This is a genomic window from Streptomyces sp. ISL-96, from assembly GCF_018614035.1.
GTDB lineage: Bacteria > Actinomycetota > Actinomycetes > Streptomycetales > Streptomycetaceae > Streptomyces.
In genome coordinates this window covers 37,517-47,340 of record NZ_JAGGPA010000073.1, presented here as the reverse complement: position 1 = coordinate 47,340, position 9,824 = coordinate 37,517, and the positions used below count along the sequence as shown (strand labels likewise).

The following is a 9,824-nucleotide window of genomic DNA, read 5'->3' as shown; positions in this document are numbered from 1 at the left end:
GGTAAATCATCTGCAAGCCCTTAGTCGTCGATCTTGAGTTCACCCATCGCGCTCCACCCGTCGGCGCCCTCGACGGTCGTGCTGACGATTTCGGGCGTACGGCGAACCAGCGGGCGCATCGTGTCCAACGCGGCCTTGAAGTGGTCGGAGTTGACGTGCGCCGCGGCCGCGTCGTCCTGGAACGCCTCGACAAGCACGTAGGTATTCGGGTCCTCGACGCTGCGCGACCATTCGAACCACAGGTTGCCCGGCTCGCCCCTGGTGGCCTTGGTGAAGGCCGCGACGTGCTCCGGCCACTCCTCGGCGTACTCGGGCTTTACGGGGAACTTGACGACAATGAAGATCATCCGGTCATTCTATGCCGCACCCCTCCAAGCCGCTGCGCGGGACTGAACCGGGGCGCTGCCCCAGACCGCCCCCGCGTCGGTGCTGCTTCCCGTCCTGCTCAACGCGGCCTCCTCGGGTGGGCGATGTTGGCGTACAACGAGCCGCCGACGACGAACTGGCGGAGCACGGCGGTCGAGTACGCGTGGCAGTCGGGCGGCGGATTGCCGGGCTCCGCCCACACCAGGGCCGTGTGTTTGTGAGGCTCCCGGTTGTACGGTTCGCCGCGCCAGCGCTGGGCGGTGAAGGCGAAGCAGATACGTCGCTCGCCCTCGGGCCCCCAGTAGTGGGCCGCGCCGCAGAACTCCGTGTCCGCCGGGTCGATTTCGACGCCGACCTCCTCGTGGGCCTCACGCCGTGCCCCGTCGTCGGCGAACTCGCCGCGCTCCAAGTGGCCCCCGACGATGCTGAGCAGCCCGCCGGCGTACTCGGTCTCGGCGCGGCGCACGAGCAGAACGCGGCCGTCCGCACGCTGGAGCAGAATGAGGACATCGACGACGCTCGTGTAGCGCGTCGCGGTCATGCGAGGGCGTCCGTCGCGTCAACCAGGCGCACGAGGCGGGTGAGCACGGCGGGGCCGCACTCGAACGCGGAATGTCCGCCGACGTCACGAACGGGAGCGGGTACGGGATACATGGTTCCTCCTGGATCGCAGTGCACGCGGACTGGCGGTCGGACAACGCGCCTGATCAAAGGCGCGTAACGGGAGGCGCCGGGCGAACTCTCGGCCAGAGATTCGATTCCGGCGTGCCCGCCGGTGCGCACCGGGACGCCCGGCTGTTATCCGGCGTTCGATCACCCGGAAGAGGTCCGGCACCCGATCAGGCGATTGCTTTGCAATCGGGAGCACCCGGCTTCTGTACGTCGTGTCAGCGGGCCCGGGGGTTCCAGGGCTTCCCCGGGCCGCCCGGGACACCCGAGGCCTCCCGGACTTCGCAGATGCTTCCCCACAGCACCGCACGCACCGCACCGACCCTCATGACGTGTCCACCGCAGCCGGCTCTAGCCGGTGCTCGGTGGCGGGTTCCTCCTGCTCACGTGTCGGGCTGATGCCGCGGATGGGGCTGGGCAACCACCATCCCGAAGGCCTGCTCGACGCGCTCCGGGACGCGGCGGCGACGTAAGAGCGTAAAAGCGACATAAGGTCGCGCCGGGGGAATGGATGTGCGCATCGCCGTCTTGTTTGAGACACTGACGTCTCAAGCGAGACCGTGCGGTGTCAGCAGGCACCCTCCGGCACGACCCCGAACAGGAACCCAATGCACCCCGCCCCCGCCCGGCCAGACTCCCGGGCCCAGCTCGATCCCCGGCGCTGGGCCGTCCTCACGATCCTCTCCGGCAGCCTGCTGCTGATCGCGATGGACACCACGATCCTCAACGTCGCCTTCCCCTCCCTCGTCGCCGATCTGCAGCCCAGCTCCGTGCAGCAGTTGTGGATCATCGACGTGTACGCGCTCGCGCTGTCCGGTGTGCTGGTCACCGCCGGTGCGCTCGGCGACCGCTGGGGACGCAAGCGCATGCTGCTCATCGGCTTCAGCGTCTTCGCGCTCGCCTCGCTGATCGCCGTCTTCGCCACCGCGCCGTGGCAGGTCATCGCCTCCCGCGCGCTGCTCGGAGTCGGCGGCGCGGCCATCATGCCGACGACCCTGTCGATCCTGCGGCACGTCTTCATCGACGCCCGCGAGCGCGCCTTCGCGTACGCCGTCTGGGCCGCGGTCTTCGGCGGCGGCATGGCGCTCGGCCCGGTGGTGGGCGGTCTGCTCGTCGAGAAGAACGGCTGGCAGTCCGCGTTCCTGCTCAATATCCCGGTCGCGCTGGCCGTCATCGGGTTCGGCCTGTGGCTGCTGCCCGAATCGCGTCAGCCGAGGGAGGGACGCTGGGACTGGTGGGGCGTCGGGCAGTCGATCGTCGGCATGCTCGCCCTCGCGGGCGGCATCAAGCAGCTCGGCAAGGGCGGCCCGGCGGACCCGGTCGCCTGGACGCTGCTGGTCCTGGCCGCGGTCGCGCTGACCGTGTTCGTACGCCGCCAATTGACGCTGAGCCAGCCGCTGTTGCAGGTACGGCTGTTCGCGAGCCGGTCGTTCAGCATCGCCGCCGCCGCCATCTTCCTCGGGATGATCGCGCTCGGTTCGGCGCTGTTCCTGATCACCCAGTGGTTCCAGTACGGCGAGGGCTACACCCCGCTGGAGGCCGGCATCCGGCTGCTCCCCGCGCCCCTCGGACTGGTCGTCACCTCCCTGGTGACGCCCGCCCTGATGCACCGGCTCCCGATCCGCCACGTCCTGGGCAGCGGCCTGCTGCTGATGACCGCGGGCCTCGCACTGCCCTGGATCCTCCAGCGGACCGGCACCCTCGGCTACCCGTCGATAGCCTTCGCGCTGGCCGTACTCGGCTGCGGTGTGGGCATCGCGACCACGGTCGCCTCGGTGACCCTGATGGCCTCGGCCCCCGCACACGACGTCAGTGGCGCCGCCGCCATCGAGGAGACGTGTTACGAGCTCGGTGCGGCGATGGGCGTGGCCATCCTGGGCAGTATCGCGTCCGCCCTGTACCGGGCGCATCTGCCCGAGCTCGGCCTGGACGGCACGGCGACGGCGTCCGTACGCGACTCCGTGGGCGAAGCCGCGCACCTGGCCGGACAGGCCGGCGGTCCGGCGGGCGCCGCACTGCTCGAAAAGGTCTCCGCGGCCTTCACCGCCGGCATGACCCCGACCTTCCTGCTCGCCGCCGTACTGCCGCTCGCGGCGGCGGCGCTGACGTGGGCGAAGATCCCCAAGGACCTCCGCCCGACGGAGAACGCGCACTGAGGAACCTGCGGCCCCCTACCCGTAGTACTGGAGAGCTACGCGCAAGGTGCGCTCCCCGGCGGGACGCCGACCACGAGGTGTGATCCATAACTTCCTTACCGGAAGCACGAAAGACATCCGGTAAGGAAGGACCCCCCATGGCGTCCCGCCCACGCAGCAGCACCAGCGGCGGCGGCAGCCGTCCGCGCCGCGCCCTGCTCGCCGCCCTCGTCGCCGCCTCGGTGGCCGTGCCGGTGTCGGGTGCGGCCCGCCCCTCCGCTGTCCCGGCGCCCGCCCCGGCCGTCCTGGCCCCGCTGCGCGCCGCCACCCCCGGCGCCCTCGCCGAGCGGTACGCCGCCAACCGCGCCGGCATCCGCGCCGCCGAGCGAGCGGCCGCCGGCCACGGGGATCACCGGCGGGCCGCCGCGCTGCGCGCCATGGCGGAGCCGGCGCGCCACTTCCTGTCCTTTGACGGCCGCGACGGCGGCCGCGCCGCCGAAGTCTTCGGTGACCTGTCGCGCGCCGTGCGGATCGCCGTAGTGGTCCCGGGCTCGGACACCAGCCTCGACCGGTACGGACGACTGCGGGCCGGCGCCGAGGCGCTCCAGCAGGAGCTGGGCGGCAGGTCCGCCGTCGTCGCCTGGCTCGGGTACAAGACGCCGGGCACGGTGAGCCCCGAGGTGCTGACACCCGGCCGCGCGGACGAAGCCGCCCCCGCACTGCGGCGGTTCATGGCGGAATTGCGCGCGGCCGGACCGGCCGCCCGTACCTCTCTCCTCTGCCACTCCTACGGCTCCGTGGTCTGCGGCCGGGCCGCCTCCGGGACGGAAATGGCGAACGTCGAGAACATAGTCCTGTACGGCAGCCCCGGCACCGGCAGAGACAACACCGCCGCACTGCGCACCCGCGCCACCGTCTGGGCCGGCCTGGGCACCGACGACTGGATCGCCGCGTTACCGCACGGGCGCCTACAACTAACCTCCCTGCAAGTGGGATTGGGGGCCGACCCGATGTCGCCGGAGTTCGGCGCCAGGGTCTTCGCGGCAGGCGACGGCGGCCACAGCGACTACCTCAAGCCCGGTTCCGTGCCGCTGGAGAACATGGCCCGGATTGTCTCCGGACAGCTTCCTTCCCAGGAGGCCCGTCATGCGTGACCTCGTCCGGCGGATCGACTCCGCGACTGAGCCCGACCGTGACCGCGCTGTCGACGCGCTGCGCGCCCTTGCCATCCTGGGCGTGGTGCTGGGCCACTGGCTGGTCACCGCCCTGATCTCCGACAGTGGCACGGTGCGCGCCGCGAGCCCTCTGCGGTACATGCCCCAACTCACTGCCGTCTCATGGGTGTTTCAGACCCTGGCGGTCTTCTTCCTGGTGGGCGGGCTGGTGGGTGCGAAGAGTTACGCCGCCGCCCGCGCCCGGGGCGCGACGTACGGGCAATGGCTCGCCGCCCGGACGTCCCGGCTGAGCCGGCCGGTCGCCGCCGTGCTGGTGGTGTGGGCCGTGGCGGCGGGCGTGATGCTCGTGTCCGGGGCCGGCGTGGAGACCGTACGCACGTTGTGCAAGCTCGTGCTGTCGCCGCTCTGGTTCCTGCTGGTTTTCGCGGCGCTTACGGCGGTGACCCCGCTGGTGGCGAAGCTGCATCCGCTGTGGCCGATCGCGGTCGTGCTGCATGTCGACCTGGTGCGGTTCGGCCTGGGTGGCCCGTCGTGGCTCGGCTGGATCAATGTGGCCGCCGGATGGCTGGTCCCGTACTGCGTAGGCACGGCCTGGGCCCGGGGCGGCCTGAGTGGCCGCACGACCGGCTGGGTGCTGCTGGGCGGGGGCGCGATCGCGACCGCGCTGCTCGTGGCTTTCGCGGGCTACCCCGCTGCCATGGTCGGGGTGCCCGGCGCCGGAATCTCCAACCTCGACCCGCCCACCCTCGCCGCCGTGACCTTCGGCCTCGCCCAGTGCGGCGCGGCGATGCTGCTGCTCGGTCCGCTGCGGCGGATGCTCGTGCGGCCGGCCGCCTGGGCGGCGGTGGCGCTGGTCAATCTGTCCGCGATGACGGTGTTCCTCTGGCACCAGACCGCGATGATGGCGGTCACCGCGACCGGCCTCCTCGCGGGCGACGCCCTGCCCGGCCTGCACACCGTCCCCGACGGCCCCGGCTGGGTCCTCGCCCGGCTGCTCTGGCTGCCGGTGTTCGCGGGGGCGTTGGGGGTGTGCTGGGCCGCGTTTCACACGTACGAACAAGGGCGGCCGCGAAAGACCAGCCGGGTCGTGTACGAGGGGCGTCCCGCCCGAGAGACGGCGGTGCGGAATGCCTAGGGTGGATCTTGCGAGGGGGGAGAGCACGGTGGTGGAGCGGCTGGTGAAGGCTGTGCGGGCGGTGCCGCGCAACCTGCGCGATGACCTGTGGACCGGGGCAGCCGCCCCGCTGCCGCCCAGCGGACGGCCCGGCTGGTTGGTGTGGCAGCCGGTCATCGTGTTGCTGCTGCTGATCTGCGCGGCACTCCTCGGAGTGGTAAGCGTGAACGATCTCGCCTTCGACTGGGGCCACGGGCTGGGCACCAGGTACGCCCTGCTGCTGGGCGGGGCCCAGTCGGTGGCGCTCGTCATCGCGGCGTTCCGGCCGCTGCCGGCGTGGTGGACGGTGACGGTCGCCATGGTCGTCATCGCGGGGCTCTCGGGCTCCCGGTATCCCCGGGACGAGGTGTTCCCCTGGACCGCCCCCGGGATCGCCGCGGGCCTCCCGGGCTCACAGTTCCCCTGGGACCCGTTGTTCCCCTGGACCGGCCCCGGGATCGCCGCGCAGGCCGGCGTGCTCTTCATGCTGGCGTTGCGGGTCCGCCCCCGCATCGCGGTCGAGGCCCTGACGATCAGTCTGCTGGCGGGCCTGGTCTGCAGCACGCTCATTCTCCAGGGTCACCTCACCGGCGTCGCCCGCGCCGCCGGAATTCTCACCGCCGCGGTGGTGGTCGGCGGCTCGCTGCGCGGTCGCCAGGTGGCCCGCACGGAGCTGGTCGTGCAGGAAGAGATGACCGCCGAGGAGCGGGGCCGGCGCACCCTCCTGGAGGAGCGCAACCGGATCGCCCGCGAGCTGCACGACGTCGTCGCCCACCACATGTCGGTCATCTCCATCCAGGCGCAGGTTGCCCCCCACCTGGTCGAGAACCCGTCCGACGAGCTCAAGGAAAACCTCGTCGGCATACGGGAGAACGCCGTCGGGGCGCTCACCGAACTGCGCCGCGTACTCGGCGTACTGCGCTCCGAGGACGCCGTGTCGCAGGAGGTACGGCACGCCCCGCAGCCCACCCTCGACCAGCTGGACGAGATGGTCGGCAATGTGCGCGGCGCCGGGCTCACGGTCTTGGTCCGGACCACCGGAGAGCCGCAACCGCTCCCGCCGGGCGTCGAGCTCTCGGCGTTCCGTATCGTGCAGGAGGCGCTCAGCAACGTGATGCGGCACGCGCCGGGAGCCGACGCGCGGGTGGAGATCGGATACCACGCGACCGGTCTCACCGTACGGGTCACCAACACCGCGCCGGACGCGTCGGCCGAGCCCTCGCAGGGCGCCGGCCACGGCCTGCTCGGCATGCGGGAACGCACCGCCATGCTGGGCGGTGAGTTCGCCAACGGGCCGCTTCCCGGCGGCGGTTACGAAGTACTGGCGACGCTTCCCCTGGAGGGCAGTCCATGACCATCCGCGTGCTGATCGCCGACGACCAGATGATGGTCCGTCAGGGCTTCACGGTGCTGCTCAACGCCGAACCCGGCATCGAGGTCGTAGGCCAGGCCGTGGACGGCCTCGATGCCGTCGCCAAGGTCGCCGAACTCGCCCCCGACGTCGTCCTGATGGACATCCGCATGCCCCAGCTCGGCGGCATCGAGGCGACCCGCCGCATCACCGACCCGCCCGGCGCCACCGTCAAGGTCCTGGTCCTGACCACCTTCGACCTCGACGAGTACGTGTACGAGGCGCTGCGCGCCGGCGCGTCCGGGTTCCTCCTCAAGGACGCCTCCGCCGCCGAACTCGCCCAGGCCGTAAGGGTGGTGGCGGCCGGCGACGCCCTGCTCGCCCCCAGCATCACCAAGCGCGTGATAGCCGAGTTCTCCCGGCTGACCGACGCGCCCCGGGTCCCGCTCAAGGACCGCGTCGGCGGCCTGACGGAGCGCGAGACCGAGGTGCTGTCCCTGATCGCGCAGGGCATGTCGAACGCGGAGATCGCCGGTCGGCTGGTGCTGGCGGAACAGACCGTGAAGACCCACGTGAGCCGGATCCTGGTCAAGCTGGGCCTGCGCGACCGGACCCAGGCCGCGGTCTTCGCGTACGAGACGGGCCTGGTACGCCCGGCCGGCTACTGAGCTCCCCGGCTAACCAACCCGGGGGATGAGCCGGCCCGCCGCCGATCTCGCCGCCGTCAGAGCCCGGCGGCGGTCGCTGCCCGGCTGGCCCAGCACGACGCGCGTGCTCAGGCCGTCCAGCAGCGCCAGCAGCTCGGAGGCGTGCGCCGGTATGTCCATCGGCGCGAAGCGCGAGCGCGCCACGCCCTTGGCGAGCAGCGCCTCCAGGTCCTCCTGCCAGCCCCGGTCCATCTCCTCCTGGGCCTGGCGCAGGGTCTCGTTCGCGGGCGTACGGGCCCAGAGTTCGATCCACAGCATCCAGCGCGGGTCGCGCGGTCCGCGTGGCAGGTACAGCTCCAGGAACTGGTCGAGCTTGCGCTCCGCCGTCGTCCGCCGGGCCAGCAGGAGGCGGCGTTCCCCCGCCAGGTCGGTCTCACTCCAGCGCAGCGCCTCCAGCAGCAGCCGGTCCTTGCTGCCGAAGTAGTACAGGATGTGGCCGCCGCTGGTGTCCAGCCGCTCCGCCAGCGCCGACATGGTGAGCGCGGCCAGGCCGTGCTCGGCGATCAACGCCATGGCCTCTTCGAGCATCCGCTCCTGGGCGATGTGCCCGTCCCGCCGTCGCGCCGCTCCTGCCACCGGTTTCGCCTCCACCGTTCGTACCCGATGCCACGACCTTAGCGGCGGATTCGCGCCGAGGTCTTGACGGGTGGGGGACCGGCACCGCATCTTGAATGCCGTTCTAACTCTTAGAACGGCATTCAAGGTCTGGCTGGGGAGTGGCATGGCAACGCACACGGCGGAGCAGCAACCAAAGAGCGACGAGGTCTTCCACGTCGAGACCCATGGCATCGATCCCATCCCCGACGAGGAGCGGCACGGCAGCGCCAAGGACCTCTTCTGGCTCTGGTTCGGCTCGAACCTCACCTTCACCTACGTCATCAACGGCGCGCTCGCCGTCGCCTTCGGCCTGTCCTTCTGGCAGGCGACCACCGTCGTAGTAGTCGGCGGCCTGGCCTTTTTCGTCATCAGCGCCGCGGGCCTCAGCGGAATCCGTACCGGAACCGCCACCCTCGTGATCTCACGGGCCGCTTTCGGTACGCGCGGCAACTGGCCCGCCGGAGTGCTCAACTGGATCGTCAGCATCGGCTACACCATCGTCAACACGGTGGTCGGCACCCTCGCCCTGGAAGTCTTCTTCGCCGAAATCGGCTGGCAGGGAGGCGACACAGCCCGCGCCCTGGCGCTCGCGATCACCCTCACCCTGACCTTCGCGGTAGCCATGTGGGGTCATGCCACAGTCCAGTTCGCCGAACGCTGGATGGCGTACGCCCTGGCCGCCGGCTTCGCCGCGCTGCTCGTCTTCGTCCTGCCCGGCGCCGACACCACAGTCCCCGCCATCGGCCCCGGCGCAGCCGGCTGGAGCCTGGCCTTCGTCATCATGCTGTCCAGCCCCTTCTCGTACGTACCGATGCCCGCCGACTACACCCGCTACCTCCCCAAGACCACCACCCTGCGCTCCATCACCTGGAGCGGAGCCCTCGGCGGCTTCCTCTCCTCGGTCGCGCTCGGTGTCGCCGGTGTCGCCGCCGCGACCCAGACCGACATGACCGACGCCGTGGCGGGCACCGAGAAGCTCCTGCCCGGCTGGTTCCAGCCGGTCTTCCTGGCCCTGGTCCTCCTCGGCTCCGTCACCAACTCGATCATCACGCTCTACTCGTCCAGCCTGAACCTCCAGGTGCTGGGCATCCCGTGGAGCCGGTCGCGGGCCATCCTCATCAGCGCCGCCGTCACCGCCGCCGGCTCCCTCTGGGCCCTCTTCTTCGCCGACTTCACCGAGTCGCTGCTGTCCTTCCTCTCCCTCCTGATCATCGTCTTCGCCCCCTGGAGCGGCGTCTTCCTCACCGACATGGTGCTGCGCCGCTGCCGTTACGACGCCGAGGCCCTGCACGCCGGACCGGGCGGCGCGTACTGGTACCGGGCCGGCTACCACCCGGCGGGCATGGCCGCCCTCCTCACCGGCATCGTCTTCGCCGGTCTCACCGCCGACTCGGAGCTGTGGACCGGCCCCCTGGTCGCACCGCTGGGCGGCGCCGACCTCACCCTCCTCGGCTCCGTCGTCTCCGCGCTCACCTACTGGGCGCTGGCCGCCCGCAGGCCCGTGCGTACCGCCTGACCCCGCCTCACGAGTCACGGTGCCGGGAGGGGACGTGCCGGGGCGCTCCCCGCAGGGCGTTGAACGCAACGCGCCCGAATACAAAAACGAGTACCCGAACGTTCGACGCCCGAGGAGACGCCCCGGCGCGGCACCGACCCCACGCCCCCGCAAAA

At 71.2% G+C, this 9,824-nt stretch carries 10 protein-coding genes; 7 read left to right on the top strand and 3 right to left on the bottom strand.

From position 1 onward, the window contains the following. Positions 1–20 precede the first annotated feature (20 nt). Positions 21–347, bottom strand: a complete 327-nt coding sequence (locus J7E96_RS33200) for a putative quinol monooxygenase (RefSeq protein ID WP_215136973.1) — start codon at positions 345–347, stop codon at positions 21–23. 98 nt (positions 348–445) lie between these two features. Then, positions 446–907 (bottom strand): NUDIX domain-containing protein, encoded by a 462-nt coding sequence (locus J7E96_RS33195; RefSeq protein WP_215136971.1) that lies wholly within the window; start codon positions 905–907, stop codon positions 446–448. Between the two features lie 460 nt (positions 908–1,367). Between J7E96_RS33195 and J7E96_RS33190 the strand changes: the two genes are divergently transcribed. The 6 genes from J7E96_RS33190 to J7E96_RS33165 all read left to right on the top strand — a co-directional run bounded on the left by J7E96_RS33190 (position 1,368) and on the right by J7E96_RS33165 (position 7,517). Next, positions 1,368–1,508 carry a hypothetical protein gene (locus tag J7E96_RS33190; RefSeq protein ID WP_215136969.1) on the top strand — a complete coding sequence of 47 codons (141 nt, stop codon included), beginning with the start codon at positions 1,368–1,370 and terminating at the stop codon, positions 1,506–1,508. Positions 1,509–1,643: 135 nt separating this feature from the next. Next, positions 1,644–3,191: an MFS transporter gene (locus J7E96_RS33185; RefSeq protein WP_215136967.1), complete on the top strand. Its 1,548-nt coding sequence runs from the start codon at positions 1,644–1,646 to the stop codon at positions 3,189–3,191. A gap of 137 nt (positions 3,192–3,328) precedes the next feature. Continuing rightward, the gene (locus tag J7E96_RS33180) at positions 3,329–4,324 is read left to right on the top strand and encodes an alpha/beta hydrolase (RefSeq protein WP_215136965.1); all 996 of its coding nucleotides are present in this window, start codon (positions 3,329–3,331) and stop codon (positions 4,322–4,324) included. Next, positions 4,317–5,480, top strand: coding sequence for an acyltransferase (locus tag J7E96_RS33175; protein ID WP_215136963.1), 1,164 nt, complete (start codon positions 4,317–4,319; stop codon positions 5,478–5,480). The genes J7E96_RS33180 and J7E96_RS33175 overlap by 8 nt, the downstream gene beginning before the upstream one ends. Continuing rightward, positions 5,473–6,852 (top strand): sensor histidine kinase, encoded by a 1,380-nt coding sequence (locus J7E96_RS33170; RefSeq protein ID WP_215136961.1) that lies wholly within the window; start codon positions 5,473–5,475, stop codon positions 6,850–6,852. Before J7E96_RS33175 ends, J7E96_RS33170 begins: the two co-directional genes overlap by 8 nt. Further along, positions 6,849–7,517, top strand: a complete 669-nt coding sequence (locus J7E96_RS33165; RefSeq protein WP_215136959.1) for a response regulator transcription factor — start codon at positions 6,849–6,851, stop codon at positions 7,515–7,517. Before J7E96_RS33170 ends, J7E96_RS33165 begins: the two co-directional genes overlap by 4 nt. Before the next feature lie 9 nt (positions 7,518–7,526). Here J7E96_RS33165 and J7E96_RS33160 read toward each other — a convergent pair whose 3' ends face one another. After that, positions 7,527–8,132, bottom strand: a complete 606-nt coding sequence (locus tag J7E96_RS33160; protein ID WP_215136957.1) for a TetR/AcrR family transcriptional regulator — start codon at positions 8,130–8,132, stop codon at positions 7,527–7,529. A gap of 145 nt (positions 8,133–8,277) precedes the next feature. On the opposite strand from J7E96_RS33160, the gene J7E96_RS33155 reads away from it, so the two are divergent. Then, a complete protein-coding gene (locus tag J7E96_RS33155) occupies positions 8,278–9,669 on the top strand; it encodes a cytosine permease (RefSeq protein WP_215136955.1) in 1,392 nt (463 codons plus the stop codon). The last annotated feature ends 155 nt before the right edge of the window (positions 9,670–9,824 follow it).

Bases quoted from the DNA above. Each gene is read 5' to 3' on its own strand.
- J7E96_RS33200 (WP_215136973.1), bottom strand. From the start codon at position 347: ATGATCTTCATTGTCGTCAAGTTCCCCGTAAAGCCCGAGTACGCCGAG.
- J7E96_RS33195 (WP_215136971.1), bottom strand. From the start codon at position 907: ATGACCGCGACGCGCTACACGAGCGTCGTCGATGTCCTCATTCTGCTC.
- J7E96_RS33185 (WP_215136967.1), top strand. From the start codon at position 1,644: ATGCACCCCGCCCCCGCCCGGCCAGACTCCCGGGCCCAGCTCGATCCC.
- J7E96_RS33180 (WP_215136965.1), top strand. From the start codon at position 3,329: ATGGCGTCCCGCCCACGCAGCAGCACCAGCGGCGGCGGCAGCCGTCCG.
- J7E96_RS33175 (WP_215136963.1), top strand. From the start codon at position 4,317: ATGCGTGACCTCGTCCGGCGGATCGACTCCGCGACTGAGCCCGACCGT.
- J7E96_RS33170 (WP_215136961.1), top strand. From the start codon at position 5,473: ATGCCTAGGGTGGATCTTGCGAGGGGGGAGAGCACGGTGGTGGAGCGG.
- J7E96_RS33165 (WP_215136959.1), top strand. From the start codon at position 6,849: ATGACCATCCGCGTGCTGATCGCCGACGACCAGATGATGGTCCGTCAG.
- J7E96_RS33155 (WP_215136955.1), top strand. From the start codon at position 8,278: ATGGCAACGCACACGGCGGAGCAGCAACCAAAGAGCGACGAGGTCTTC.